The sequence below is a fragment of the Kitasatospora sp. Root107 genome (assembly GCF_001424875.1).
Lineage (GTDB): Bacteria > Actinomycetota > Actinomycetes > Streptomycetales > Streptomycetaceae > Kitasatospora.
Genome location: NZ_LMCT01000023.1, coordinates 42,826 through 68,077, shown reverse-complemented (window position 1 = coordinate 68,077; position 25,252 = coordinate 42,826). Strand labels below are relative to the sequence as shown.

Sequence of the window (25,252 nt, the reverse complement as noted above, 5' to 3'; positions counted from 1 at the left end):
CCCGGCTGTTACTCCGGCGAGCCGGACCGCCGGGCGCCGCGGCGGTCGACGGCCTTGGTCAGCCGGGTGCCGAGCCGCTGGGCCGGCCGTTCGATCAGGTGGAAGGTGAGGTGGCTGACCGCGAGCACGGCGGCGCAGAATCCGATGCCGAGCACGAACCGGGTCCCCATCGAGAGCGAGGTGACCGGGGTGGGGGTGATCAGCCAGAGCAGCACGCTCAGCAGCACGGCGTGCACCAGGTAGACCGAGTAGCTGATCGAGCCCAGCCAGGTCAGCGCCGTGGGCATCCGGAAGCGCCGCAGCGCCATGCCGATCGCGAAGGTCGCCCAGGTGGCCAGCATGGTGGTCACCCAGTGCCACTGGAACGCGGGTGTCACCTCACCGGTCTCGCCGTAGCGCCCGCCGACGTACAGCAGTGCCGGGACGGCGATCGCGGCCGCCACCGCGCACTTGACCCAGCCGATCTGGCGCTGTTCCACGCGGTAGACGGCGGTACCCGCGAACATGGTGGCGAGGATGGTCATGCTGAACCAGCCGGGCATCCGGCTGTTGGCGACCAGCAGACCGAGCGCCAGCGCACCGAGCAGCACCGCGCCGAGGACCGCCACACTCCGGCGACGGCTCATCACCGCGAACAGTCCCACCGCCATGACGACGGTCGCCACCACGACCGCGCGGCGCACGCTCGGCAGGTCGTGGGTGATCGTGTACAGCGGGAAGGCCCCCACCGCGAGCAGGGCGACCAGGGCGAACGCGGTGGACAGCTCCGCGCTGCGCCGATGCGCGCCCAGGACGAACAGCGACGCCACCAGTAGATAGAAGATCATCTCGTAGGAGAGCGTCCACATGACGAAGACCGTGCCGCCCACCCCGAGGAAGTCGTGCAGCATGGTCACGTTGCCCAGCGCGGCGATCGCCGGGTGGTCCATGGTGAACCAGCCCAGCGGCGGCAGCGCGTCGGTGTAGTCGCCCAACTTCCAGACGACGACCCCGAGCGCCACCACGGCCACGCAGAGCGGGTAGATCCGGAACAGCCGGCTGATCCAGAAGCCCCGCACGCTGCCCCGGCGCTCCAGTGAAGCGGGCACGATGTAGCCGCTGACCAGGAAGAACAGGAAGACCGCGTAGGTCCCGATATCGAACTTGCCGGCTGTGCGGGCGAACTCCTCGGGCATCACGTTCTGGACGAAGTGCCCGACCATGATGGCCAGTGCGGCGAATCCGCGCAGTGCGTCTAGCCAGCCCAGCCTCGGCTTGGTAGCGCCGGAGGCCGGTCCGGCCGGGCCCCCAGGTATTTCGGGAGCGGGCGCCTGGGTTGTGAGGGACATTCGAGGAGGTTAGCGCACCCCCCTGGCCGTCGAGTGCCCCGGCTGAACGGCCGGCCGCCGCGCGGCGGTGAGGGTGCACACACCGTCCACGCACTCGCGCTGCAGACGGCCGCGGGAGATCGTCTGCACCAGGCCGATGGTCCAGCAGGCGGGGCAGCCGCGCAGCGCGATCAGGCCGAACGGCGCCGCCAGCAAGGCGAGCGGGCCGACGACGGGGGTCAGGGCGATCGAGCCGATGATCAGCCCGAATCCGATCAGGCCGCGCGCCAGGTGACGCGGAACGGACTTGCTGGCGAAACCCGTCTCGGGCGCGGGCGGAACCTTCGTGGGCGTCACGGTCATCGTTCTCCTGCGACTGGTGGATCGACGATTTCCTCGGTCGTGGCCAAGGAGTGGCGCAGTGCCGCGCGGGCTCTGTGCAGCCGCGACTTCATCGCGGGCGTGCTCAGACCGAGCGAACGGGCCACGGCCTTGCCGGGCAGGCCCTGTACGTCCCGCATGATCAGGACCTGCCGCTGGTCATGCGGCAGGGCACCGACCGCAGCCGCGATCCGCTCCGCTTCCAGCCTGCGCAGCACCGCCTCCTCGGCGGACGGCTCCGCGCCGGCCTCCGGTTCGGCGGACGCCTCGTCGGCGCGGGAGACGAGCAGCCGCACCTGCCGAAGACATTCGTTGCGGACGATCCGGAACACCCATGAGGCGAGCGCACCGGTCGCCCGCAGGGTGCCGATCTTCCGGTAGAGGATGATCAACGCCTCCTGCGCCGCGTCCTCGGCGTCCTGCGGTGTGGCGCACAGGGACAGGGCGAACTTGCGTACATGGGGCTGCGACTCCATGACGACGGCGGTGAGCGACGTGACGTCGCCGGCCCTGGCGGCTTCGATCAGCCGCTCGTCCGGCCAGGGGTGACGGTGGTTCATGTGCCCTCCTCACATCCGGAATGCGCTCGTCAGGTCCGGCTCTTCCGACGCCTCGTCAAGTGCCAGGTGCACGCACCCACGAGCAACGTGCCGATCACTGCGATGCCGACGACGACCATGGTGCTTCTCCTCCGGGTATCCACCGGCCCGTGCGGCCGGTCACGTGGATGAGAGGCAAGGAGGCCCGGAAAGGATTCACCTCCACCTCGGGCTGTCGTACCGATCGCCGACGGCTGTGTGCGGTTCGGTGGCTGATGCCGGAGTGGGCTTCGGACCGCAGGAGGCCGACCACTCCACAATGTGTGCCATGAGCGAGAACGATGCCGCCGCCCCAGGGGCGGATCGCGAGCTGATCGAACTGCTGCACCGTCGCTTCGACCGGATCGAGGGACTGCTCGACCCCGGGTTCGAATCCGCCGACGAGCGGCCGGCCTGGCGTCGGCCCACCGACGGCGAGGAACGCTGGGCCGTCACCCTGGCCATCCTGACCGCCGTCGCGCTGCAGCTCGTGCTCCCAGATCGGCTGACCATCGAACCGCACTGGCTGCTGCCGGGCCTGGAGATCGCCCTTCTGCTCGCGCTGGCCGCCATCCACCCGCACCGCCGCCTCAACCGCAGCTCGTACGCGCTCCGCGGCCTCGGCCTGAGTCTGGTGGCCGCGATCAGCCTGGCCAACGGATGGTCAGCGGTGAAGCTGGTCCGCGAACTGCTGCACGGTACCGGACCGTCGGGGGCGCTCGCGCTGCTCGGGACGGCGGGTGCGGTGTGGGTGACCAACGTGATCGCCTTCGCACTCTGGTACTGGGAGTGGGACCGGGGTGGCCCGGCGGCCCGAGCTGAGGGCACCAAGGACTACCCCGACTTCCTGTTTCCGCAGATGCAGCAGCAGGGGATCGCCGCACCCGACTGGCAGCCCTACTTCGGGGACTACCTCTATGTCGCCTTCACCAACGCCACCGCGTTCAGTCCGACCGACACCATGCCGCTGAACCTGTGGGTGAAGCTGTTGATGATGACCCAGGCCGCCGTCTCAATGATCATCGTGCTGCTGGTGGTGGCCCGGGCGGTGGGCATCCTGCAGTGACCACCGGCCCGCAGCCGGCACTGACCCCGGTCCTCCGGGACAGAACGCCGAAGCCCCCGACCGCTGGGCGGTCGGGGGCTTTCCGTCCGGTGCCCGAAGACCCGTGGCGGCAGGTTGTCACATGGCCTTGAGAGCGGGTTCGAGGTCGGGCTCGACCGCCGACGGCCGGGGGGCGTCGTGCTGCCTGAACAGCTTGCTGGGCCACCACATCCATCGACCCACGTCCAGGGTCAGCGAGGTGACCAGCACCGAGCGGACGATCATGGTGTCCAGCAGCACGCCGAACGCCACCGCGAACCCGAGCTCGGCCGCGAACACCAGCGGAAGCGAGGCCATCGCCGCGAAGGTGCCGGCCAGCACCAGGCCCGCCGAGGTGATCACACCCCCGGTGGTGGACAGACCCGTCAGCGCGCCGCGCCGGGTGCCGTGCAGCACCGCCACTTCGCGCACCCGGGTGACCAGGAAGATGTTGTAGTCGATGCCCAGGGCGACCAGGAACACGAACGTCAGGAGCGGGAAGGAGGCTTCCGCGCCGGCGAAGTGGAACACGTGATTGAACATCAGACTGCTCACGCCGAGGGCCGCTCCGAACGACAGCACCACCGTCGCCATGAGCAGCAGCGGCGCGACGATCGCCCTCAGCAGCAGCGCGAGGATGAGGAGCACCACCACCAGCACGATGGGGATGATCACCTTGGAGTCGCGGGCGGCCGCATCCTGCGTGTCGAGCATGATCGCCGTGCTGCCGCCGACCTGGGCATTCGCGCCCTCGATCTTGTGGACCGCGGTTCTGGCCTGCTCGACGGTGCGCATCGCGGCCTTGCTGCTGGGGTCGTCCTTGAGCTCCCCGAGCATGAGGGCCTCGCCGTCCTTGACCATCGGCGTCGACACACCGACGACTCCCGGTACGCCGGACAGTGCGGTTCGTACCTGCTCCGCCGAGGCGGCCTTGGCCACGACGAAGACCGGGTCGCCCGACCCGGCCGGGAAGTGCTCGGACTGGATCTTCTCGCCGACAGCCATCTGCGGTGTGCTGGTGAACTGGTCCTTGTTGGAGAGACCGTCGGCCTTGAGCCCGAACACCCCGATCGCCATGATGCCGAGGATGAGCGTGGTGCCGATCCACACGGTCCGCGGTCGGCGGGAGACGGCGGTGCCGACCCGGGTCCAGATGCCTTCCTTGGCCGCCTCGGCCGATCCGTACGACGGCTTCACCGGCCAGAAGATCCAGCGGCCGCAGACGACCAGCAGGGCCGGCATCAGGGTGACCATGGCGAGCAGCCCGACGAGGACGCCGACGGCACAGGCCGGCCCGAGCCCCTGGGTGGAGCTGAGCGTGGCCAGCATCAGCAGCATCAGGCTGACCGCGACGGTCGCGGCGCTGGCGATGATCGCGGGACCGGAGCGGTACAGGGCCTCTGCCATCGCCTCGTGCCGGTCCTCGTGCCGCAGCAACTCCTCTCGGTACCGCGAGATGAGCAGGAGCGCGTAGTCGGTGGCGGCGCCGAACACCAACACCGTCAGGATGAAACTGGTCTGCTTGTTGACGACGAGTCCGGCGTTCTTCGCCAACAGGTAGATCACCGCCTCCGACGTGACCAGGGCGACGCCCACGGTCAGCAGCGGCAGCAGTGGCAGCAACGGGCTGCGGTAGGTGAGCAGCAGCATCACGACGACCACCAGTGCGGTGATCGTGGTCAAGGCGCCCCCTCCGCTGAACGCCTTGATCGAGTCGGACGCGTGACCGGCCGGTCCGGTGACGTGGAAGCCGAGACCGTTGGCGTTCTCCTCGCCGACCTCGTGCATCGCGTCGACGGTCTTGCCGATCCCTTCCCAGCCCGTCTTGTCCTTGCGGAGCTGGACCACGGTCTGGATGGCCTTGCCGTCCTGGGCCTTCAACGGTCCCTGCGGCTGTCCCACGACGTTCTCTATGCCCTTGAAGGCTTCGGTGTCGGCTTGGGCCTCGGCCATGTCGGCAGGGGTGATGCCCTCGGGCCGGTCGTAGATCACGATCGCGGGCAGGGTGTCGGCACGCTGGAAGTTCTCGGCCTGGGCGACGACCTCGGTCGACTCCGCGTTACTGGGCAGCCAAGCCGAATTGTCGTTCTCCTCGACGTCGCCGAGCTGGCCGGCCAGCATCAGGACCGGGATCATCAGGACCGCCCAGAGCGCGAGGACGACCCACTTCCCCACTCGTCCACCGGGCAACGAAGCCATTCTTCGCATCATGTTGATTCCTCAGCGTTCAGTCGACGTACGAGAGGTTGTCGGGATCGGCAACGGTGTAGATCCCGCATCCCGTCGCGGATGCGTTCCGGACTACGAGCGATTCAGGACCCCGGATTGTGAGGTCCGCCCCCGAAAATGTGACCCACGCCTCATCGGTGGCCCCTGATGTCCGACAGGGCTCGCCGTCGCAACCGCGGACCAGGCTGCAAGGAAACGCGGGCCGGTTCTGCGCTTCAACCAGAACTGCAACTGCGGAACGACGAAGACCCCAGCTGCGATGCAGCTGGGGTCTTCGGCCGGGTCGTGACGGTTGTCCGTACCGGGTGAACTCCGGGGGATCACTCTGTGGCGGTCGGCGGCGGGGCGGTGTTCATCTCCGCGTTCGGGTGGACGACATCGCGGAGCGTCCGCAGGTTGGTGACCAGGTCGCACAGCTGTTCAGGGGTGAAGAGGCCTGTGAACCAGCGCTCGATCTCGTCGAGGTGATCGGCCAGCGCCCCGCGTAGTCGGTCTGCGCCTTCGGCAGTGAGGACGGCGTAGGTGCTGCGTCGGTCGTCGGCCCGCGACTCCCGGTTCACCAGGCCGCCGCGCTGCAGGCGGTCCACAACCCGCGTGGCGCCGCTGGTCGACAGGAAGGACTGGGCGGCCAGGTCGGTCATCCGCAACCGCCCCCCGGGGGAACGGCTCAACCGCATCAAGGCCTCGAAGTCCAGGGACGACAGTCCTGCCTTCTCCAGGGTCGGCGCCAGCTTCGCGATCAGCCCGTCGTGGGCTTCGAAGAGCAGGCCGGCCGCAGTCAGGCGGGGGTCGTCGAAGACATCGGATCGGTCCATGCCCCTCATCCTAGCCGTAAGTGCTTGCTGTGCGGATAGTTGACACGCGGAAGATCCGCACGGTAGAACATCTGCTTGCTGCGAGGATATTCCTCACGGCAACTAAATGGCTCCATCGGACGCCGATCGACCGCGCAACCCCGCACCACGACGAGGAGTTCACCATCATGACCACCACCTGGGTAGCAGGCTTCCGCTCCGCAGTCCTCAGCCCCCACGAGGCCATCCAGATCAAGCCCTCCCGTGGATTCCACGACCAGACGCTGCGTCAGATCCTCCGTCTCGACGGCGGCGGCGAGGCGCTGCGCGTCCTCCTCAGCAACGAGTACGGCAAGGAACCCCTGGTCATCGAGGCGGCACGGCTCGCAGTCCGCACCACAGGCAGCGCCGTCGACCCCGCCACCGAGACCACGCTGCGCTTCGGCGGCGCAACCGAGGTGGTCATCCCCGTCGGCGAGCAGCTCCAAAGCGACCCGGTCGCCCTCGCAGTGTCCGCCGGGACCGACCTGGCGCTGACTCTCCATCTGCCCGAGGACACCGGCCTCGCGACGTACGCCCACACCCCGTCGCAGAACGCCTACGTGCTGCCCGGCAACGCGGTCGCGGCGGACCTCAGCGGTGCCGAGGAGATCGACGGCCGCTACTACGTCACCGGCATCGACGTCCTCGCCCCCGAAGGCACCGCGATCGCCGTCGCGTTCGGCGACTCCTGGTTCGAAGGCGTCGGCACCTCCACCGGCACCAACGAGCGCTTCCCCAACCAGCTGAACCGGCGGCTCGACCGCGGCTGGGTGGTCAACCAGGGCATCGGCGGCAACCGCCTGCTGACCGACGAGGTCGGCCTGCGCGGGCTGGCCCGCTTCGAGCGCGACGTCCTCCAGGTGCCCGGCGTCACCCATGTGCTCTTCCACTTCGGCCTCAACGACGTGGGCCTGCCGGGCATGTTCGGTGAGCTGCCGGCCACCGCCGAGGACCTGATCGCGGGCTTCACCGCACTTGCCGGCCGCGCGCGTTCGCACGGGCTGACCACCATCGGCATGACGATGGGCCCGTACGCCGGCACCATCTACCCCGGTATCGACACCCCCGAGGGCCGCTCGGTGCGGCGCGAGGTCAACGCGTGGATCCGCACCTCCACCGCCTTCGACACCGTCGTCGACGTCGCCGCGGCTGTCCAGGACCCGGACGCTCCGGAATTCATCCGGGCCGACCTCGACAGCGGCGACCACCTCCACCTCAACGACGCGGGCGCGCACGCGATGGCCGCCGCCGTCGACCTCGCCTACCTGCGCCTGTGACAGCACGTCACCAGGAAGAGTCATCGAGACTGCAGATGAGGCTGGGGATGACGAAGGCCCCGACCGCTGGGCGGTCGGGGCCTTACGTTTGCCCTGGCGGGCGGGTGCGGAGGATACGAGATTCGAACTCGTGAGGGGTTGCCCCCAACACGCTTTCCAAGCGTGCGCCCTAGGCCACTAGGCGAATCCTCCGTGGGAGAGCTTAGTACATGTTCGGGGGTGCTCGCGACCACCCATCCGCAGGTGGGTGGGGGTGGTGGCCTGCGGATCGGGGAGGTGGGGTGGTGGTACGGCTTCGGTCGCGGATCCGCTACTCTTGGGGCAGCCCCTCGTGTGGCGTTATCTCTCTGAACTCCCCCAGGGCCGGAAGGCAGCAAGGGTAAGAGGGCTCTGGCGGGTACACGAGGGGTCCTTGCGTTTCCGGGGGGACCGCGTTTGTCCGCCTGTCCCGATATCGTCGGGGGTGTGTCCCTAGCCCTGTACCGCCGCTATCGCCCCGAGACTTTCGCCGAGGTCATCGGGCAGGAGCACGTGACCGCTCCGCTCCAGCAGGCCCTGCGTAACAACAGGGTCAACCATGCCTACCTCTTCAGCGGCCCGCGCGGGTGCGGGAAGACGACCAGTGCGCGCATCCTGGCCCGCTGTCTGAACTGTGCGCAGGGCCCGACGCCGACCCCGTGCGGTGAGTGCCAGTCCTGTACGGACCTGGCGACCGGGGGGCCCGGTTCGATCGACGTGATCGAGATCGACGCCGCCTCGCACGGTGGTGTGGACGATGCGCGTGATCTGCGGGAGCGGGCCTTCTTCGCGCCGGTGCACAGCCGGTACAAGATCTTCATTCTGGACGAGGCGCACATGGTGACCTCGGCCGGCTTCAACGCGCTGCTGAAGGTGGTGGAGGAGCCGCCGGAGCACCTCAAGTTCATCTTCGCGACGACCGAGCCGGAGAAGGTGATCGGGACGATCCGGTCCCGTACGCACCACTACCCCTTCCGGCTGGTGCCGCCCGGCACGCTGCGGGACTACCTGGCACAGGTCTGCGAGCGGGAGCAGATCGCGGTCGAGGACTCGGTGTTCCCGCTGGTGGTCCGGTCCGGGGCCGGTTCGGTCCGGGACTCGATGTCGGTGATGGACCAGCTGCTCGCGGGGGCGGGGGAGGGTGGCGTCACGTACCCGATGGCCACCGCGCTGCTCGGGTACACCGACTCGGTGCTGCTGGACGAGGTGGTGGACGCGTTCGCCGTGCAGGACGGGGCGACCGTGTTCCAGGTGGTCGACCGGGTGGTCGAGGGTGGCCACGACCCGCGCCGGTTCGTCACGGATCTGCTGGAGCGGCTGCGTGACCTGGTGATCCTGGCGACCGTGCCGGACGCGGGGGAGAAGGGGCTGATCGACGCTCCGGCCGACCGGGTCGCGATCATGCAGGCCCAGGCGGACCGGTTCGGTCCGGCCGATCTGAGCCGGGCGGCCGACCTGGTCAACACCGGGCTGACCGAGATGCGGGGGAACTCCGCGCCGAGGCTTCAGCTGGAGCTGATCTGTGCCCGGGTGATGCTGCCGGGCGCGTACGGGGACGAGCTGTCGCTGCAGGCGCGGCTGGACAAGTTGGAGCGGCGGGCGGCAGCGGGTGGTTTCGCGGCGCCGCAAGCCCAGCAAGCCCAGCAAGCCCAGCACGTCCAGCAGGCTCCGTCGCTGCAGGCCGTCCCGGGCCCGGCTCCGGCCCCGGTGGCTCAGGCGATGCCCGCGCCGGTCCAGCAACAGCCCGCCCCGCCGGTGGAGGTGACGCCGAGTCAGCCCGCCGCTGCGCCCGGCGCGTGGCCGATCGCGCGCAGCTTCCCGTCCGCCGGTGCGCCGGCGCAGGAGGCCCCGGCGCCCGCCCCAGCCCCCGTACCCGCTGCGGTCCAGCCGCAGGCCCCGGCACCGCAGCAGCAGCCGACGGCCGGTCAGCCTTCGGTCTCCGCCCAGCAGGGCGCAGGCCAGGTCCGCCAGCTCTGGCCGCAGATCCTGGAGGCGGTGAAGAACCGCCGCCGATTCACCTGGATCCTGCTCAGCCAGAACGGCCAGGTCGCGGGTTTCGACGGCAGCACCCTGCAGGTCTCGTTCATCAACGCGGGCGCTCGCGACAGCTTCGTCGGCAGCAACAGCGACGACGTGCTGAAGCAGGCGCTGGCCGACGCCCTCGGGGTGGACTGGCGGGTCGAGTGCATCGTCGACCCGTCCGGCGGCACCAGCGGCGGCGTGGCCGGCGGGACGGGGACCACCCCGCCGCCGTCGACCGCAAGCTGGGGCGCCCCGCAGCAACAACAGAGTCAGCAGCAGCCCGCGCGCCCCGCACCGGTGCAGGCTGCGCCGCCGCAGGTCCAGCCGACCCCGCCCCCGCAGCAGGCGGCCGCGCCTTCGGCTCCGCGTCAGGCGCCTGCGCCCGTCCGCGCGCCCGCGCCCACGCCGGTCGACGGCCCGCCGGCGGACGAGTACCCGCCGGACGACTACGACCTGGAGGGCGACGCCAGCTTCACCGGCCCTTCGCCCACCCAGGTCGACCAGGGGGCGAACAGCCAGGAGCTGATCGTCCGTGAGCTGGGGGCCACGGTCTTGGAGGAGATTCACCACAACCGCTGAGTCCGGCCGACGTAGGCTCGGGTCGGAAGCTTTCCGCAGTCGTACAGGTAAGTACAGGTAAGTCGTACAGGTACAGGAGTGAGCCGTGTTCCCTGGTGGTGGCCAGCCCAATATGCAGCAGCTGCTGAAGCAGGCGCAGAAGATGCAGGAGGAGCTCGCCAAGGCGCAGCGCGAGCTGGCGGAGGCGCACGTCGCCGGTTCGGCGGGTGGCGGTCTGGTCGAGGTGACGGTGACCGGTGCGGGTGAGCTGGTGGCGCTGACCATCGCGCCGGCCGCGGTCGACCCGGAGGACACCGAGACGCTGGCGGACCTGATCCTGGCCGCCGTCCGGGACGCCAACGCGACGGCGCAGAAGATGCAGGCCGAGCGGATGGGCCCGCTGGCCCAGGGCCTGGGCGGCGGAATCCCCGGTCTGCCGTTCTGACGCTCCTTCGGCGGAGCGCTTGCGGAGCGCTTACGGAGCGTTCACGGAGCGAGATTTATGGTGAGTCGGGCGTCGGACGGTGTGTCCGGCGCCCGATTCGTTGGATGATGGCACCGGAGCCGACGGCACCGCCGGCGGCCAGGGCCCGAGGGAAGGCGCGAAGTTGTACGAGGGCGTGGTTCAGGACCTGATCGACGAACTGGGCAGGCTGCCCGGCGTCGGGCCCAAGAGCGCGCAGCGGATCGCCTTCCACGTGCTGCAGGCCGACCCGGTGGACGTACGCCGGCTGGCGCACGCGCTGCTGGAGGTCAAGGAGAAGGTCCGGTTCTGCGTGGTCTGCGGCAACGTCGCGGAGGCCGAGCGGTGCCGGGTCTGCCTGGACCAGCGGCGCGACCTCGCGGTGATCTGCGTGGTCGAGGAGCCCAAGGACGTGGTGGCGGTGGAGCGGACGCGTGAGTTCCGCGGTCGGTACCACGTGCTGGGTGGCGCGATCAGCCCGATCGAAGGCATCGGCCCGGACGACCTGCGGATCCGCGAGCTGATGACCAGGCTCGCGGACGGCACGGTGACCGAACTGATCCTGGCCACCGACCCCAACCTGGAGGGGGAGGCGACCGCCACCTATCTGGCCCGGCTGTGCAAGCCGATGGGCCTGAAGGTGACCCGGCTGGCCAGTGGCCTGCCGGTCGGTGGGGACTTGGAGTACGCCGACGAGGTCACCCTCGGACGGGCCTTCGAAGGGAGACGACTTCTCGATGTCTGAGCAGCCCAGCAGCACCCAACCCAGCACGCACCCCAGCAGCAGCACCCAACCCGGCAACACGGGGCACAAGCACGAGCCGGACGACTTCGCGGTGCAGATCGCGGACTCGGTGGAGAGCTTCGTGCTCGCGGTGACCGAGGTCGCCAAGGGCGACGAGCCGGGCAGCGTGGTCTCGCTGCTCCTGCTGGAGGTCTCGCAGCTCCTGCTGGCCGGTGGCCGGATGGGCGCGATCGAGGACGTCGTGCCGGAGGACCGGTTCGAGCCGGACGCGGGCCCGGAGCCGGACGGGGTCGAGCTGCGGGAGCGGCTGGCCGCGCTGCTCGCTCCGATCGACGTCTACCACGAGGTCTTCGACCCGTACGGGCCGCCGGAGAAGCCGAGCGCGTTCCGGATCTCGGACGATCTGGCGGGCGTGGTGGCCGAGCTGCGGCACGGTCTGACGCACTACCAGGAGGGCCGGGTCAGCGAGGCGCTCTGGTGGTGGCAGTTCTCGTACCTGTCCAGCTGGGGTTCGACCTGTACGGCGGTGCTTCGGGCGCTGCAGTCGCTGATCGCGCACGTCCGGCTGGACAGCCCGATCGGTGCGGCGGCGGACGGTGCGGACATCGACGACGACGGGCTGACGGACGAACAGCTGGGGCAGCAGGCGGGCGACTTGATGGCCGCCGAGCTCGGACTGTAAAGAGCGCCGCACAGACAGCGCCACACCGGTGTGACGAAGCAGTCACCGTGCGGGCGACGGAGTGAAATCCGAGGTGTCGCGCCCCCCTCCCCGGCAATTCTCCGGGGAGGCCGGGTGCGGCCCGCAGACCTGCCGGTCCGGCCGGGCAGACCCCTGCCCACCTCGTGATATCCGCGTCTCATCATATGGAAACCGCCGGTCGGGCCCAGGCCGCTCGCTAGACTGGCGCCGACCGCAGCGCCCCCGTTCCACCGGGGGTGCGGGGGCCACCAGTCCCCCGAAAACGACACTAGTCGAGGAGCGCACGTGGGCCTTGTCGTGCAGAAGTACGGCGGCTCATCCGTTGCGGATGCCGAGGGCATCAAGCGCGTAGCCCGCAGGATCGTCGACACCAAGAAGGCCGGCCATGAGGTCGTCGTCGTGGTGTCCGCCATGGGCGACACGACGGACGAGCTCATCGAACTCGCGGAGCAGGTCTCCCCGATCCCCTCCGGGCGCGAGTTCGACATGCTGCTGACCGCTGGAGAGCGGATCTCGATGGCCCTGCTGGCCATGGCGATCCGGGCGCTGGGCCACGAGGCCCAGTCCTTCACGGGCAGTCAGGCAGGCGTCATCACCGACGCCGTCCACAACAAGGCGCGCATCATCGACGTGACGCCGGGCCGGATCCGGAACGCCCTGGACGAGGGCAACATCGCGATCGTGGCCGGTTTCCAGGGTGTCTCCCAGGTCAGCAAGGACATCACCACGCTGGGCCGGGGCGGCTCGGACACCACCGCGGTGGCGCTGGCCGCCGCGCTGAAGGCCGAGGTCTGCGAGATCTACACCGACGTGGACGGCGTGTTCACCGCCGACCCACGCGTGGTGAAGAAGGCCCGCAAGATCGACTGGATCGGCTTCGAGGACATGCTGGAGCTGGCCTCGTCCGGCTCCAAGGTGCTCCTTGACCGCTGTGTGGAGTACGCGCGGCGCTACAACATCCCGATTCACGTACGCTCGTCCTTCTCCGGCCTGCCGGGGACCATTGTCAGTAGCATCAATCCGAACAAGCCCGAAGGTGGCGAGATGGAGCAGGCGATCATCTCCGGAGTCGCCCACGACACGTCCGAGGCCAAGGTCACGGTCGTCGGCGTGCCGGACAAGCCGGGCGAGGCCGCCCGGATCTTCCGCGCCATCGCGGATGCCGAGGTCAACATCGACATGGTGGTGCAGAACGTCTCGGCGGCGTCCACCGGTCTCACCGACATCTCCTTCACCTGCCCGAAGACCGAGGGCCAGAAGGCCATCGACGCGCTCGGCCGGGTCAAGGACGGGATCGGTTTCGAGTCGCTCCGCTACGACGACGCGATCGGCAAGATCTCGCTGGTCGGCGCGGGCATGCGCTCCAACCCGGGCGTGACCGCGACCTTCTTCGAGGCGCTCTCCGAGGCCGGCGTGAACATCGAGCTGATCTCCACTTCGGAGATCCGGATCTCGGTGGTCACCCGGGCGGACGACGTCAACGAGGCGGTCCGCGCCGTGCACAGCGCCTTCGGTCTGGACAGCGACACGGACGAGGCGGTCGTCTACGGCGGTACCGGCCGATGACCTCGGAGAGGAGGCCGAGCCTCGCGGTGGTCGGTGCCACGGGCGCCGTCGGAGCCGTGCTGCTCGGCCTCCTCTCCGTCCGTCGCGACGTCTGGGGGGAGATCCGGCTGGTCGCCTCGTCCCGTTCGGCGGGCCGTCGGCTGACGGTCCGTGGGGTGGAGACCGAGGTGGTCGAGCTCTCCGAGGAGGCGTTCGCCGGGATCGACGTGGCGATCTTCGACGTACCGGACGACATCGCCGCCCGCTGGGCCCCGATCGCTGCCGCCAAGGGTGTGGTCGTGGTCGACAACTCCGGCGCGTTCCGGATGGACCAGGACGTCCCGCTGGTGGTGCCCGAGGTGAACGCCCCGGCGGCGCTGATCCGGCCCCGCGGCATCATCGCCAACCCCAACTGCACCGTCCTCACGATGATCGGCGGGCTGGCCGCGCTGCACTCCGAGTACGGGCTGAGCGAGCTGGTGGTCGCCGCCTACCAGGCCGCCTCCGGTGCCGGGCAGAGCGGGGTCGACACCCTGCGCGCCCAGGTCGCCGAGGTGGCGGGCACCCCGGTCGGCGAGCAGACCGGTGACCTGCGGGCCGTGGTCAGCGACAACGGTCCGTTCGCCGCGCCGCTCGCGCTGAACGCGGTGCCGTGGTCCGGCACGCTGGAGGACGGCGGCTGGTCCTCCGAGGAGCTCAAGGTCCGCAACGAGTCGCGGAAGATCCTCGGCCTGCCTGGCCTGAAGGTCTCCGCCACCTGCGTCCGGATCCCGGTGGTCACCACCCACTCGCTGGCCGTGCACGCGGTCTTCGAGCGCGCGGTGAGCCAGGCCGCCGCGCAGGAGATCCTGCAGAACGCCCCGGGCGTGGTGCTCTACGACGACCCGGCTGCGGGGGAGTTCCCCACCCCGAACGACGCCGTCGGGACGGATCCGGTCTGGGTCGGCCGGGTTCGGGTGGCGCTGGACGACCCCACCGCGCTCGACCTCTTCGTCTGCGGCGACAACCTGCGCAAGGGCGCCGCCCTGAACGCGGTGCAGATCGCCGAGCTGGTGGCGGCGGAGTTCGCCCGGCTGGATTGAGTCCGGTGTGGTCATCCGGTGGAGGTTGAGTCCGGGTGAACGGGAGACGATCCGTCAGATTCCCTCGTAAGGGCACTGGAGGCACTCCGGCCGGTGCGGGAGAATAATCCCGCAGTCGGGGGCAACCATGACAGGGGATCAAGTGTCCAACATGCGTGGCGAACGTGGTGGGGGCAGTGCGGGTGGGCACGGTGCGCGTGGCGGCGCGACCGGCCGATAGCCGGATGGGCACCGCCGCGGCGGACGCGGCGGGAGCCAGCGTCGACCATCTGACCGCGACCTACCAGGCGCACTACCGCTCCCTGCTCCGGCTGGCCGCCCTGCTGCTGGACGACACCGCCTCCTGCGAGGACGTGGTGCAGGAGGCGTTCATCAGGGTGCACGCGGCCCGGCGCCGGGTCCGTGAGCCCGAGAAGACCCTCGCCTACCTGCGGCAGACCGTGGTCAACCTGTCCCGCTCCACGCTGCGCCGCCGGATCCTGGGGCTGCGCCTGCTGCCCAAGCCGATGCCTGACATGGCCAGTGCAGAAGAAGGCGCCTACGATGCGCTGGAGCGCGACCAGTTGAAGACCGCGCTCCGACGCTTGCAACGCCGTCAGCGGGAGGTGCTGGTGCTGCGCTACTTCGCCGATCTGACGGAGGCCCAGGTGGCCGACGCGCTCGGGATCTCGGTCGGCTCGGTGAAGGCGTACGGCTCGCGTGGGCTGGCCGCGCTGCGGGTGCTGATGGAGAGCAGCGATGACTGACGATCAACGGCCCTCGGGGGAGGACCCGTTGGTGCGGGAGCTGCGCGAGCGGCTGCACCGGGCGGTGGCCGAGGTCCAGCCGGACCCGGCGGCGCTGCGCCGGCTGCACGACCAGGTGCCCCGGCGGCGGGCCAGGCACCGTACCCGGTGGACGGGCGTGGCGGCTGTCGCGCTGCTCACCGCGGCTGCGCTGCCGACCATCCACGGGGTGCAGCAACTCGACCTCTCCGGCGGCCCGGTGGACGGTCCGCTCGCGCCCGGCCCGTCCCGCTCGGCGGTGACGCCGGGGCCGTCGGTGAGCAGCGGCGCCGGGCGGCCGAGCTCGCTGCCGCTGCCGGTGATCACCGCCACGGCCTCCGGTTCCCCGTCCGGTCCGGTGCCCGAGCTGACCACCAGCGGGTCGCTGGCCGGCGTCCCCGGCTCGCCGCCGGCGGGTACGGCGCCGACGCCGGGCTGCGGGCCCGCGGACCTCGGCCAGGGCAGCTCCCACCTGGGGGCGGTCGAGGCGGACGGCCGGGTGTACGGCTGGTTCCGGGTGGTGAACACCTCCGGGCGGGCCTGCGAGCTGGCCGGCGGCGGGCTGCTGGCGGCCGACTCGGCCACCGTCAAGGTGGCCGCGCACACGGCCGGCGGGCCGGCCACCGGGCTGGCCGAACCGGTTGCGGGTGGGCCGGTGCTGTTGCCGCCGCTGGCGGGGTACCAGGTCCGGTTCGGCTGGGTGCCGGACGCGCCCTGCCCGGGTGGTGACGGCGGCGGCGGCGGTGTTCGGGCGGCCGCGTTCGCGGTCGGCGCGGGGCCGTCGGGGTCGGCAGGACCGAGTCAGGCCCCGGGCCCCGAGACCTCGCCGTCGCCGGTCGAGTCGCCGAACCCGACGACCAGCCCGACCGCCGGCCGGGCCACCGTCACGCTCACCCACACCCCGGAACCGGGGGGGCCGAAGGTGGTTGCCACCCTGGCCAACGCCTGTGCGGGCACCGTCTACCAGAACGGTCCGGAGCGCATCCCGGACGTCTCGCCTCTGGCGACGGGCTGAGCCTTCTTGCAGGTGCTCAGCTTTTGGCAGGCGCTTGAGCATCTACGGTCTAGGGGCTCGGGGCTCTGCTGACTTGCGGCTCCGCCGCGTGGGCGAGGAGATCTGGCGTTCGGGTCACTGCGAAAGTGCCTGACCACCTATGTACGGATCACCTTGCATGAGGTGGGCGTCGCAGTTCCCCGAGCCCCTGGCGTGTGCCACCTGGGTGCAGTGTCCGAGCCCCCGCCGGAGGCCCTGGTGTCGGGGGGGTGGTGTAGGGGTGGTTACCGTGGTGCGTGTGTACCGGTTTCTCCTGACTTCGCGCTGGCTCGGCGGCACCGTGGTCGCCGTCCTGGCGGTCGTGGTCTGCCTGTTCCTCGGTTCCTGGCAGCTCAGCCGGTTCGAGGACCAGGTGAACCGGCATCGGGACGCGGTCCGTTCGGCCGACGCGGCGACCGGCGGCGAGGCCGTCCCGTTCGCCGAGCTGCTGCCGGATTCGGGGGCCAGGGTCACCACCGAGACGGTCGGCCGCGCGGTCACCCTGACCGGTCGTTACGACCCGGCTCACCAACTGCTCGTTCCCAACCGCACGGTGGACGGGAAGCAGGGCTACTACGTGCTCACCCCGCTCTGCCCGGGCGACGGCCGCTGCGTGGCGGTGGTCCGGGGCTGGGCGCCGGGCCCGGCCGCAGGGCGGACCGCGCCGGAGGTCGGTGCCGAGCAGGTGACCGTCACCGGGCGGCTGCAGGCTCCGGAGAACAGCGGCAGCAACGGCGCGGTGGCCGGCGGCCTGCCCGAGGGACAGCTGGGCACGATCAGCCCGGCGGCGCTGGTGAACGTACTGCCCGACGTCGGGTACGACGGCTGGGTGGCCGCCGACACGGTGCCGGCCGGGCTGGCCGTCGTACCGACGGTGCAGCCGCAGGGGGGCAACGGCCTGAGCCTGCGGGCGTTCCAGAACCTGGGGTACACGCTGGAGTGGTTCGTCTTCGGCGGCTTCGTGGTCTTCATGTGGTTCCGGCTGGCCCGCCGTGAGGCGGAGAACGCCAGGGACCGGGCCCTCGGACTGGACCCGGTCCCGCACTGAACGGCGACGACGTCAGTCGTCGTCGCAGTCGTCGTTGTCCGCACCCTTGTGCGTGGAGCCCTTGTGGCTCTTCGCCTTCTTCGAACTCTTCGACCCCTTGCCGGACTTGGCCAGCAGCTGGGCCTGGACGGGCGAGACCGTCCCGGCCACGGTGCCCGCCGACCGGTTGTCGTCGCAGTCGTCGGACGAGCTCGACGAACAGCCGGCCGCGGTCAGCAGCAGGGCCAGTACGGCGGTGGAGGCCACCACCCCACGTCTGATGGTCAACGTGCTCTCCCCAGGTGTCGCAGTGTGAAGTCGATCTCCAGTCGGAGCTGCTTGATCCGCTCCTCGACCACCAGTGAGCCGTGCCCGGCATCGTAGCGGTAGACCTCGTGCTCCTTGCCGAGCTGTTCCAGCCGGGTCACGTAGTTGTCGATCTGCCGGATCGGGCAGCGCGGGTCGTTCACCCCGGCACTGAGGTAGACCGGCGCCTTGACGTGCTCCACGTAGCTCAACGGCGAGGAGGCGTGCCAGAGTTCGGGCACCTCCTCGGGCGAGCCGCCGAACAGGGTGCGGTCCAGCGACTTGAGCGCCTCCATCTCGTCCTGGTACGAGGCGTGGTAGTCGGCGACCGGTACGGCGGCCAGGCCGAGAGTCCAGCTGTCCGGCTGGGTGCCGAGGCCGAGCAGGGTGAGGTAGCCGCCCCAGGAGCCGCCGGAGAGCACCAGTTGGGACGGGTCGGCCAGGCCGGAGTCGACGGCCCAGTCCCGGACGGCGCCGATGTCCTCGAGCTCGATCAGGCCGACCCGGCCGTGCAGGGCGTCGGTCCAGGCCTGGCCGTAGCCGGTGGAGCCGCGGTAGTTGACCCGGACCACCGCGAAGCCGTGGTCCAGCCAGGCGGCGGGGCCGGCCGCGAAGGAGTCGCTGTCGTGGTGGGTCGGCCCGCCGTGCACCTCGAACAGGGTGGGGAACGGGCCGGTCCCGGACGGGCGTTGGACGAGTGCGTGCACCCGGCCGCCCGGTCCCTCCACCCAGACGTCCTCGACCGGCACCGAACCCGGCGGCACCGGGCCCGGGGCCCGCAGCACCACGGTGCCCGCCGTCGAGCGGACCGCCGAGGGCTCGGCCGCCGAGGACCAGAGGAACTCCACCGTCCCGTCCGGCCGGGCGGTCGCGCCGGACACCGTGCCGCGCGGGGTGTCCAGCCGGGTCAGCTCACCGGTGGCCAGCTCGTACGAGAACAGCTCGCTGCGCGCCTCGTACTCGTGCTCGACCAGCAGGGCGCGGGCGTCGGGGCGCCACTGCGCGGACAGGTCGCCGGGGAACTCCCGGCCCTGGTCGTCGCGGAGGACCAGCGCGGTCTCGGTGCCGGTGGCCACGTCCCAGATGGCGGGCTCCCAGCGGCCGGTGCGCTGGTGGGCGATCAGCAGCCGGGTGTCGCCGTCGGCCGGGGCGAAGCCCAGGCAGGCCACCCCGCTGGGCTTTTGACGGCCCGTCACCTCGTCCAGCTCGGCCACGGTGGCGCCGTCGGCGAGCCGGAGCACCCGGATCGCGGAGTGCATCGCGTCGCCGTGCTCGGTGTGGTCGACGGCCAGCAGGGTGGAGTCGTGGCTGAGGTCGCCGACCCCGCCGTACTCCTCGTGCTGGTAGACCTTCTCGAGCTCGGTGGCGCCCGGGCGGCGCAGGTAGAGGGTGGTGCCGTTCTCGTCGTCCGAGGTGCCGACCACCACGGTGCCGTCCAGGCCGAGTGCAAGACCCGCGTCGTACGCGGCGGGCACGCCCGGCACGGCCTGCTCGTCGGGGCCGCCGGTGAACGGCTGGCGGCGCCAGACGCCCAGCTCGTCGCCGTCGGTGTCGTCGAACCACCAGATCCACCCGCCGTCCGGGCTGAGCTCGGCATCGGTGGTCCCGTTCGGGCGGGAGGTCACCTGGCGGTGGGTGTCGGCCGACCGGTCCCAGGCGTAGATCTCGTACGTGCCGGTGGAGTTGGAGACGTACAGGGCGCGTTCGGGGGCCTGCTCGGCCCAGTCGGGCAGGGAGACCCGTGCCGCCCGGAACCGCTGTTCCCACTCCGGTACGGGGCTCTTCTCGTTGCTCATCCCCCCATCAAACCCGATCCCTGCGGCCCGGCGGAACGGCGGGGACGGGCGGTCGGCCGGCCGGTCAGGCGAAGGCGCACTGCACCACCCTGATCCGGTCCCGCCAGACCGTCACCGCCGTGGCGCCGCCGGCCGGTCCGCCGAACGACTCGGCCAGCGCCCGGTCGAAGGAGCCGGACTCCAGTGCCTCGGACAGCCGCCTGGCCCGGTCGAACCGGTCCTGGTCGGGCCCCTGGTACGGCAGCCGGCGCCAGCGCATCGGGGTGGCGCCTGGACCGTAGCGGTGGCCGCCGAGGCTGGGGTGCGGGAGGTCGAGCGAGAGCGCGTACAGGTCCTGTTCGGCCCGGTCGGCCGCGGTGCGGAACCAGGGCGGCCCGACCCGGAGCCGGGCGCCGCCGGGCTCGGCCGGGGCCGGGCCGGTCTGGGACCAGCCGAAAGCCGTGATCACCGGGTCCCGGAGCACCGATTCGAACAGCGGGCGGAGCGCGGAGAGCGGCCGTTGCTGCACCCGGCAGGCGACCGGCTGGCGACTCCGCTGGATCGGGACTCCGAAGAACTCGGTCGGCATGGACACGGGTGGCCTCCTGCTGCTGCTCTGATCTGCTGCGCTGAACCGCTGGTCGTTGCTCGCGGACAGGACCTTACCTAGATGCGTTCGCGAACGCGAACACGTATTCGATTATTTTTCGATTTGCGGGGCACCTCACCGAACGGGCTGGTCATGGGCCCGGGGAAGTGGCAGCATCGGCAGGTCCGGCGCTGTTAGCCTCGTTCGCGAACGCGGCTGTCGCCCGCCGACCGCCCGCGCCCTCGCCCAGGCCGGAGCGAGGGGCCGACTGCCGTGAGGGGAGACGACGAGATGCCTGTGACCACGCCCGGCGACACCGGCGACGCGCTCTCCCGGCTGGTGCGCGAGGCGCTCGACCGTCCCGGGGTGACCTTCCGGCGGCTGACCGAGGCCACCGTCGACCCGGCCACCGGATACCGCCCCGGCACCACCTGGCTGCACAAGCTGGTCCGCAACGAGGTGGTCCGCGCGCCCGAGCCGCAGGTGCTCCGCGCGCTCGCGGCCGGGCTCGGGCTGCCGCTGCTCCAGGTCCAGCGCGCCGCCGCGGCCCAGTACCTGGACTACGTCACCACCGAGCTCACCGGCCTGCCCGCCGACGCCCGGGCCATCGTGGCGCACCTGGCCGAGCTGGACCCGGCCGACCTGCCCCGGGTCCGAGCCGTGATCGAGGCTCTGGTGGCCGCCCGGACCGGCTCCGAAGGCGCCGGCGAACGCTGACTGTCGGACCCATGCGGTATTGCGGTTCCGCGACGTCCCCGTCTGCCCCCATAATCGGGTGTACGTTCGATTCCGTCTCGCCGGGAGGGGGCCCATGAACAGAGTCACCTGGTACCACGCCGAACTCGACGACGGCGCTCCCCTCGTCCTGCTCACCTTCCCCGACGAGTCGGTCCTGATCGGCGACCCCCGCACCCTCCCGCCGGACCTGCTGCCCGCCCTCGCCGCCGCCCTGAGCACCGGCCCGCTCACCGCCGACCGGATCGCCGAGCTGATGGCCGCGCTCTGGCAGCACCCGGACCAGGCATCGAGCATCAGCCACCAGGGGCTCGGGGAACTGCGACGCCGACCTCGTACCACGTGAACCGTGCGTAGGCCTGGACGTCCTGCAAAAGGTGCGGCCCCGCCGGGTCTCCCCGGCAGGGCCGCCGTACGTCAGTACTTCTCCCGTCGGGTCACTGCGTCCGCCGGGTCAGCGCCACCCGGGAGCGGGTGAAGACCGCGGCGAGCAGCCAGGCCAGCAGCGGCAGCCCGATCACCAGCACGGCCAGCTCGGGCCACGGGATCACCAGCGGGTTGCTGCCGATCCGGAGCGAGCCCGAGGAGCCGAACCGGGCCTCGAAGCCGAGGCTCTGCACCCGCTGGAGGGCGGCGGCGGGCACCAGCCCGGCCACTGCCCCGATCGTGGCGCCCATCGCGGCCACCACGGCGCACTGGAAGGCGGACAGCCGGCGGCGGATGCCCGGGGTGGCGCCGACGGCCGCCAGGGTCGCCAGGTCACCCCGGCTGTCGGTGGCCGCCAGGCCGGTGGCGATCGCGGCGGCGGCGATGGCCACCGCCGAGGCGGCGATGGCGAGCCCCAGCGCGATGGCGTCGCTGGAGTCGGCCCGGTAGCCGCGTTCCACCGCGAGCTTGCCGGGACCGGCCTGGAGCACGGCGCCGGTGGTGCGCTGCTCCTCGGCCGAGGTCAGGGCGCGGGCGGGCCGCCAGACCGACTCCTGTCCGTTCGGGACCAGCCCGGCGGCCTTGGCGGCGGCCGGTGACAGCACCGCGCGGGCGGCCTGGGCGGTGGCCGGGGCGGCCACGCCGGGCAGGCTGACCGTGCTGACCTGGTTGCCCTCGGGGCCACTCGCTCCGAACCGGGTGAGCTCCAGGGTCACCTTGCCGTCCCGGAGGTAGCCGGGGTTCGTTACGACCACCTGACCGTTCGTCAGGGCCTGTGTGGCGGTGGGCGAGTCCATCCCGAGCAGGTTGTGCAGGACCGGCCCGTCGCCGCTGATCACGTCCCGGATGTTGTCGGGCTCCGGAGCCGTGTCGGCGCAGCTCCGATCGGTGGCGGAAGGCAGCCGGCCCAGCCCGGCCGAGGCCAGGCAGTCGTTCCCCGGCGCCGGGAGCACCCGTACCCGGCCGCAGAACGAGCCGGGCGTGCCGTCGCACACCCCGTACGTGAGCACGTTCAGGTCAGCGCGCTGCCCGAGCTCGGGCACCGAGCCCTCCACGGCGGCCCGCAGCGCGGCGGCGTTCTTCGCGGTGGCCGCCGCCGGGTCGGTCCCCCTGACGGGGTAGGCGTTCAGCACCACGGCGCCGGAGGGGGCCGAGGCCACGTACGCGGACCGGGCGGCCGAGTCGCCGCCGGCCTGGAAGGTCAGCACCGCGACCGCACCGGCGACGGCGGCCATCACGGCGGCGACCGCCGGGGCGGTACGTCCCCGGTGGCGGGCCGAGTCGCGCAGCGCGAGCCGGGGGGAGAGCGGGAGGAATCGGCCGAGCCGGCCGAACAGGCTGATCAGCATCGGGGTGCAGGCGATCAGCCCGATCTCGGCGAGCACCGAGCCCGCCAGAACGGAGTGCGAGCCCGAGGAGGAGAGCTCTCCGGACAGCGCGAGGGCTGCCCCGGCCAGTGCGGTCAGCAGGCCCGCCACGGCGAGCCACTTGGCGGGCGGCCGGGCGGTGACCCGGCCGGTGAGCGCGGCCACCACCGGCTGCCGCGCGGCCTGCACCGCCGGGACGACCGCGGCCAGCAGGCCGGTCACCACACCGATCGCCACGATGCCCAGCAGGTCGGCGGGGTTCAGCGCGAAGTGCCCGAAGCGCGCTCCGGACCGGCCCTCCAGCCAGGACCGGCCGGCCAGGGCGGTGGCTCCGCCGAGCACCACACCGGCCAGCGCACCCGCGCCGCCGAGCACGATGCCACCGCCGAGCACCACCCGGCGGATGTGCGCCCGGTTGCCGCCGCAGGCCGCGAGCAGCCCGAGCTGCCGCCGGGACCGGCGGGCACCGACCGCGAACGCCGGACCGGCCAGCAACACGATCTCCAGCAGGGCGAGACCGATCGCGGTGGCCGCGATGGTCCTGGTCCTGAGCGCGGCCTGCGCGTCCTCGGGGTTGGCGCTGGAGCTGACGGCGGCGGCGGGCGGCGGGTCGGCGAGCACCGCCCGCGACGCCACCGTGAAGCCGTAGGTGTTGGCCTGCTGCACCGCCTCCCAGCTGAAGGCGGCATGGCCGGGCAGCGAGACCAGGTAGTCCCGCGCGCCGGGTGCGGTGGCCTGCCCGGCCTCTTCCGGGATGGCGCCGAGCAGCCCGCTCAGCTCGCCCGGGCGGCCGATCAGCCGGTTCGCCCTCAGCTCGCCCGGGTACTCGACGGCGGCAGTGATCCGGAGCGGCTGGGTGGTGCCCTTGAGCGTGGTGCTCTGGCCGACCTGCAGGCCGGAGTCGGCCAGGAAGCCGGTGGTCGCCGCGACCTCGAACGGCGCGGCGGGCCGGCTGCCCTGACGGAGCGTCGTGATCCCGGCCGTCAGCGGGTCCGTCAGATCCATCCCCCAGGTCTGCACCTGGCCCTGGCCGTACGTGGTGCTGGTCAGGTGGTAGCCGTTGGGCGCCTCGACCCGCAGCAGCTTGGCCTCGGCGGGCAGCGCCTGTTCCAGCAGCCGTTCCAACGGCTGGGCGCTGCGGGCCTGTTCCTCGGGAGTGGGGGTGGGCTTCGGCCCGTTCTGCGACAGGATCGAGGTGTTCCGCAGGGTGGGCTCCGTGCCCTGCACCAGCCGCCAGCCGGGCTGCGAGCTGGTGCTGACGTACGCGTCGGCGGTGCCCATCAGGCGGGTGCTGCGCTCCTGCGGGGAGAGCTGGGTACTGCGGGCCACGATGTCCGCGCCGGTGACACCCACCACCGGCAGCGCGATCATGGCGATGATCAGGGCGCTGCGGCCCTTGGCCCGCAGTGCGTCACGGCGGGCGATCCGGAGCGCGGCCCGCCAGGCGGAGAGGCTCATCGGGTCTCGTCCGTCCCGGCGTCGGTGCGACCCTGACGCTCCTCCACCACCTGACCGTCGGTCAGCACCACCACTCGGTCCGCCCACTGTGCGTGGGCGGGTTCGTGCGTCACCATGACGGCCGCCGCCCCGGCGTCGCAGCGGGCCCGGAGCACGCTCAGTACGGTCTCCCCGGCGGCCGAGTCGAGCGCGCCGGTGGGTTCGTCGGCGAGCACCAGCCGGCGTTCGCCGACCAGGGCCCGGGCGATCGCGACCCGCTGCTGCTGCCCGCCGGAGAGCTGGTCGGGGAAGCGGTCGGCGTACTCGGCCACGCCGGTCTCGGCGAGTGCGGTCAGCGCCTCGGCCCGGGCCCGGCGGCTGGTCACCCCGTCCAGTTCGCGCGGCAGCGAGACGTTCTCGGCGGCGGTCAGCGCGGGGATCAGGTTGAAGTCCTGGAACACGTAGCCGATCGCCCGGCGGCGGACCGCGGACAGCGCGGTCCTGGACAGCTTGCCCAGGTCCTGTCCCTCCACCCGGACCTGGCCCGAGCTGGCGGTGTCCAGCCCCCCTGCCAGCGTGAGCAGGGTGGACTTGCCCGACCCGCTGGGGCCCATCACCGCGACGAACTCCCCCGGACGGACCGTCAGGTCCACCCCGCGCAGGGCGTGCACCCGGGTCGCCCCGTGGCCGTGCACCCGGGACACGCCCCGCAGGTGCAGGACGGCTCCTTCGGTGTCCCTGATCTCTGTGGCTGTCACTCGTCGGCTCCTTCTCGTCGGCCGTCACCCGAGGTACCGGGCGCAGCACAGCTGCCGTCCCGTCGGCCGGGCCCGATAGGCCCCGCCGGGGGATGGCACCCCAGTCACTGTCCTGTCAGACCCGGCCGGTCGAACACCCCGACGCGCCTGCATACCGAGTATGTATACCCGGTATGCAGGCGCGCTACAAGCGGTGGCGGCCCGCGC

The 25,252-nt window shown here is 71.5% G+C and carries 23 protein-coding genes, 1 tRNA gene and 1 other RNA gene; 14 read left to right on the top strand and 11 right to left on the bottom strand.

Annotation, left to right across the window (positions count from 1 at the left end; translation table 11 throughout):
* Positions 1 to 8 precede the first annotated feature (8 nt).
* The 3 genes from ASC99_RS20385 to ASC99_RS20375 are packed head-to-tail and all read right to left on the bottom strand — an operon-like array spanning position 9 to position 2,248.
* The gene (locus ASC99_RS20385; RefSeq protein WP_063857136.1) at positions 9 to 1,328 is read right to left on the bottom strand and encodes an acyltransferase; all 1,320 of its coding nucleotides are present in this window, start codon (positions 1,326 to 1,328) and stop codon (positions 9 to 11) included.
* Positions 1,329 to 1,337: 9 nt separating this feature from the next.
* Entirely contained in the window at positions 1,338 to 1,670 is a 333-nt protein-coding gene (locus ASC99_RS20380) for a hypothetical protein (RefSeq protein ID WP_057234112.1), read from the bottom strand.
* Positions 1,667 to 2,248, bottom strand: coding sequence for an RNA polymerase sigma factor (locus ASC99_RS20375; RefSeq protein ID WP_082598479.1), 582 nt, complete (start codon positions 2,246 to 2,248; stop codon positions 1,667 to 1,669). The genes ASC99_RS20380 and ASC99_RS20375 overlap by 4 nt, the downstream gene beginning before the upstream one ends.
* 307 nt (positions 2,249 to 2,555) lie before the next feature.
* On the opposite strand from ASC99_RS20375, the gene ASC99_RS20370 reads away from it, so the two are divergent.
* The gene (locus tag ASC99_RS20370; protein ID WP_235502841.1) at positions 2,556 to 3,332 is read left to right on the top strand and encodes a hypothetical protein; all 777 of its coding nucleotides are present in this window, start codon (positions 2,556 to 2,558) and stop codon (positions 3,330 to 3,332) included.
* A 117-nt stretch (positions 3,333 to 3,449) separates the two neighbouring features.
* On the opposite strand, the gene ASC99_RS20365 is transcribed toward ASC99_RS20370, so the two are convergent.
* Together ASC99_RS20365 and ASC99_RS20360 are read right to left on the bottom strand one after the other, a co-directional pair.
* The gene (locus ASC99_RS20365) at positions 3,450 to 5,561 is read right to left on the bottom strand and encodes an MMPL family transporter (protein WP_063857135.1); all 2,112 of its coding nucleotides are present in this window, start codon (positions 5,559 to 5,561) and stop codon (positions 3,450 to 3,452) included.
* Between the two features lie 338 nt (positions 5,562 to 5,899).
* Complete coding sequence (locus tag ASC99_RS20360; RefSeq protein ID WP_057234108.1) at positions 5,900 to 6,394, bottom strand: MarR family winged helix-turn-helix transcriptional regulator; 495 nt, start codon at positions 6,392 to 6,394, stop codon at positions 5,900 to 5,902.
* A 167-nt stretch (positions 6,395 to 6,561) separates the two neighbouring features.
* Here ASC99_RS20360 and ASC99_RS20355 point away from each other — a divergent pair, with 167 nt between their 5' ends.
* The gene (locus tag ASC99_RS20355) at positions 6,562 to 7,692 is read left to right on the top strand and encodes a GDSL-type esterase/lipase family protein (RefSeq protein ID WP_057234106.1); all 1,131 of its coding nucleotides are present in this window, start codon (positions 6,562 to 6,564) and stop codon (positions 7,690 to 7,692) included.
* Between the two features lie 107 nt (positions 7,693 to 7,799).
* On the opposite strand, the gene ASC99_RS20350 is transcribed toward ASC99_RS20355, so the two are convergent.
* Positions 7,800 to 7,884: transfer RNA gene (locus tag ASC99_RS20350), tRNA-Ser, on the bottom strand.
* Positions 7,885 to 8,012: 128 nt separating this feature from the next.
* Here ASC99_RS20350 and ffs point away from each other — a divergent pair.
* The 10 genes from ffs to ASC99_RS20305 all read left to right on the top strand — a co-directional run bounded on the left by ffs (position 8,013) and on the right by ASC99_RS20305 (position 17,673).
* Positions 8,013 to 8,109: signal recognition particle sRNA small type (gene ffs, locus ASC99_RS36725), an RNA gene on the top strand.
* 48 nt (positions 8,110 to 8,157) lie between these two features.
* On the top strand, positions 8,158 to 10,311 hold the full coding sequence (locus ASC99_RS20345) for a DNA polymerase III subunit gamma and tau (protein ID WP_057234104.1): 2,154 nt from the start codon (positions 8,158 to 8,160) through the stop codon (positions 10,309 to 10,311).
* An 85-nt stretch (positions 10,312 to 10,396) separates the two neighbouring features.
* Positions 10,397 to 10,735 carry a YbaB/EbfC family nucleoid-associated protein gene (locus tag ASC99_RS20340; RefSeq protein ID WP_082598478.1) on the top strand — a complete coding sequence of 113 codons (339 nt, stop codon included), beginning with the start codon at positions 10,397 to 10,399 and terminating at the stop codon, positions 10,733 to 10,735.
* A gap of 163 nt (positions 10,736 to 10,898) precedes the next feature.
* Entirely contained in the window at positions 10,899 to 11,498 is a 600-nt protein-coding gene (recR, locus tag ASC99_RS20335) for a recombination mediator RecR (RefSeq protein WP_057234470.1), read from the top strand.
* A complete protein-coding gene (locus ASC99_RS20330) occupies positions 11,491 to 12,180 on the top strand; it encodes a DUF5063 domain-containing protein (RefSeq protein ID WP_235502842.1) in 690 nt (229 codons plus the stop codon). The genes recR and ASC99_RS20330 overlap by 8 nt, the downstream gene beginning before the upstream one ends.
* A gap of 306 nt (positions 12,181 to 12,486) precedes the next feature.
* Positions 12,487 to 13,767, top strand: a complete 1,281-nt coding sequence (locus tag ASC99_RS20325; RefSeq protein WP_057234100.1) for an aspartate kinase — start codon at positions 12,487 to 12,489, stop codon at positions 13,765 to 13,767.
* Complete coding sequence (locus ASC99_RS20320) at positions 13,764 to 14,828, top strand: aspartate-semialdehyde dehydrogenase (RefSeq protein ID WP_057234098.1); 1,065 nt, start codon at positions 13,764 to 13,766, stop codon at positions 14,826 to 14,828. Before ASC99_RS20325 ends, ASC99_RS20320 begins: the two co-directional genes overlap by 4 nt.
* A gap of 224 nt (positions 14,829 to 15,052) precedes the next feature.
* A complete protein-coding gene (locus ASC99_RS20315; RefSeq protein WP_057234096.1) occupies positions 15,053 to 15,574 on the top strand; it encodes a SigE family RNA polymerase sigma factor in 522 nt (173 codons plus the stop codon).
* Entirely contained in the window at positions 15,567 to 16,607 is a 1,041-nt protein-coding gene (locus ASC99_RS20310) for a hypothetical protein (RefSeq protein WP_057234094.1), read from the top strand. The genes ASC99_RS20315 and ASC99_RS20310 overlap by 8 nt, the downstream gene beginning before the upstream one ends.
* Positions 16,608 to 16,884: 277 nt before the next feature.
* Positions 16,885 to 17,673, top strand: coding sequence for an SURF1 family protein (locus ASC99_RS20305; RefSeq protein WP_057234466.1), 789 nt, complete (start codon positions 16,885 to 16,887; stop codon positions 17,671 to 17,673).
* A gap of 12 nt (positions 17,674 to 17,685) precedes the next feature.
* Here the strand turns inward: ASC99_RS20305 and ASC99_RS20300 are convergent, their stop codons facing one another.
* The 3 genes from ASC99_RS20300 to ASC99_RS20290 form a co-directional block, all read right to left on the bottom strand.
* Entirely contained in the window at positions 17,686 to 17,940 is a 255-nt protein-coding gene (locus ASC99_RS20300) for a hypothetical protein (RefSeq protein WP_157531651.1), read from the bottom strand.
* Entirely contained in the window at positions 17,937 to 19,754 is a 1,818-nt protein-coding gene (locus ASC99_RS20295) for a prolyl oligopeptidase family serine peptidase (RefSeq protein ID WP_082598477.1), read from the bottom strand. Before ASC99_RS20295 ends, ASC99_RS20300 begins: the two co-directional genes overlap by 4 nt.
* Positions 19,755 to 19,818: 64 nt before the next feature.
* Positions 19,819 to 20,328 carry a hypothetical protein gene (locus ASC99_RS20290; RefSeq protein ID WP_057234088.1) on the bottom strand — a complete coding sequence of 170 codons (510 nt, stop codon included), beginning with the start codon at positions 20,326 to 20,328 and terminating at the stop codon, positions 19,819 to 19,821.
* 285 nt (positions 20,329 to 20,613) lie between these two features.
* Here ASC99_RS20290 and ASC99_RS20285 point away from each other — a divergent pair, with 285 nt between their 5' ends.
* A complete protein-coding gene (locus ASC99_RS20285; RefSeq protein WP_057241183.1) occupies positions 20,614 to 21,039 on the top strand; it encodes a hypothetical protein in 426 nt (141 codons plus the stop codon).
* A 94-nt stretch (positions 21,040 to 21,133) separates the two neighbouring features.
* A complete protein-coding gene (locus tag ASC99_RS20280; RefSeq protein WP_057234084.1) occupies positions 21,134 to 21,403 on the top strand; it encodes a hypothetical protein in 270 nt (89 codons plus the stop codon).
* Positions 21,404 to 21,494: 91 nt separating this feature from the next.
* On the opposite strand, the gene ASC99_RS20275 is transcribed toward ASC99_RS20280, so the two are convergent.
* On the bottom strand, positions 21,495 to 24,308 hold the full coding sequence (locus tag ASC99_RS20275; RefSeq protein WP_057234082.1) for an FtsX-like permease family protein: 2,814 nt from the start codon (positions 24,306 to 24,308) through the stop codon (positions 21,495 to 21,497).
* Positions 24,305 to 25,045 (bottom strand): ABC transporter ATP-binding protein, encoded by a 741-nt coding sequence (locus ASC99_RS20270; protein ID WP_235502844.1) that lies wholly within the window; start codon positions 25,043 to 25,045, stop codon positions 24,305 to 24,307. Before ASC99_RS20270 ends, ASC99_RS20275 begins: the two co-directional genes overlap by 4 nt.
* Between the last annotated feature and the right edge of the window lie 207 nt (positions 25,046 to 25,252).

What these genes read in the sequence shown, in the direction of transcription:
- ASC99_RS20385 (WP_063857136.1), bottom strand. Translation starts at nt 1,328, where the DNA reads ATGTCCCTCACAACCCAGGCGCCCGCTCCCGAAATACCTGGGGGCCCG.
- ASC99_RS20380 (WP_057234112.1), bottom strand. Translation starts at nt 1,670, where the DNA reads ATGACCGTGACGCCCACGAAGGTTCCGCCCGCGCCCGAGACGGGTTTC.
- ASC99_RS20375 (WP_082598479.1), bottom strand. Translation starts at nt 2,248, where the DNA reads ATGAACCACCGTCACCCCTGGCCGGACGAGCGGCTGATCGAAGCCGCC.
- ASC99_RS20370 (WP_235502841.1), top strand. Translation starts at nt 2,556, where the DNA reads ATGAGCGAGAACGATGCCGCCGCCCCAGGGGCGGATCGCGAGCTGATC.
- ASC99_RS20365 (WP_063857135.1), bottom strand. Translation starts at nt 5,561, where the DNA reads ATGATGCGAAGAATGGCTTCGTTGCCCGGTGGACGAGTGGGGAAGTGG.
- ASC99_RS20360 (WP_057234108.1), bottom strand. Translation starts at nt 6,394, where the DNA reads ATGGACCGATCCGATGTCTTCGACGACCCCCGCCTGACTGCGGCCGGC.
- ASC99_RS20355 (WP_057234106.1), top strand. Translation starts at nt 6,562, where the DNA reads ATGACCACCACCTGGGTAGCAGGCTTCCGCTCCGCAGTCCTCAGCCCC.
- ASC99_RS20330 (WP_235502842.1), top strand. Translation starts at nt 11,491, where the DNA reads ATGTCTGAGCAGCCCAGCAGCACCCAACCCAGCACGCACCCCAGCAGC.
- ASC99_RS20320 (WP_057234098.1), top strand. Translation starts at nt 13,764, where the DNA reads ATGACCTCGGAGAGGAGGCCGAGCCTCGCGGTGGTCGGTGCCACGGGC.
- ASC99_RS20315 (WP_057234096.1), top strand. Translation starts at nt 15,053, where the DNA reads ATGGGCACCGCCGCGGCGGACGCGGCGGGAGCCAGCGTCGACCATCTG.
- ASC99_RS20310 (WP_057234094.1), top strand. Translation starts at nt 15,567, where the DNA reads ATGACTGACGATCAACGGCCCTCGGGGGAGGACCCGTTGGTGCGGGAG.
- ASC99_RS20295 (WP_082598477.1), bottom strand. Translation starts at nt 19,754, where the DNA reads ATGAGCAACGAGAAGAGCCCCGTACCGGAGTGGGAACAGCGGTTCCGG.
- ASC99_RS20285 (WP_057241183.1), top strand. Translation starts at nt 20,614, where the DNA reads ATGCCTGTGACCACGCCCGGCGACACCGGCGACGCGCTCTCCCGGCTG.
- ASC99_RS20280 (WP_057234084.1), top strand. Translation starts at nt 21,134, where the DNA reads ATGAACAGAGTCACCTGGTACCACGCCGAACTCGACGACGGCGCTCCC.
- ASC99_RS20275 (WP_057234082.1), bottom strand. Translation starts at nt 24,308, where the DNA reads ATGAGCCTCTCCGCCTGGCGGGCCGCGCTCCGGATCGCCCGCCGTGAC.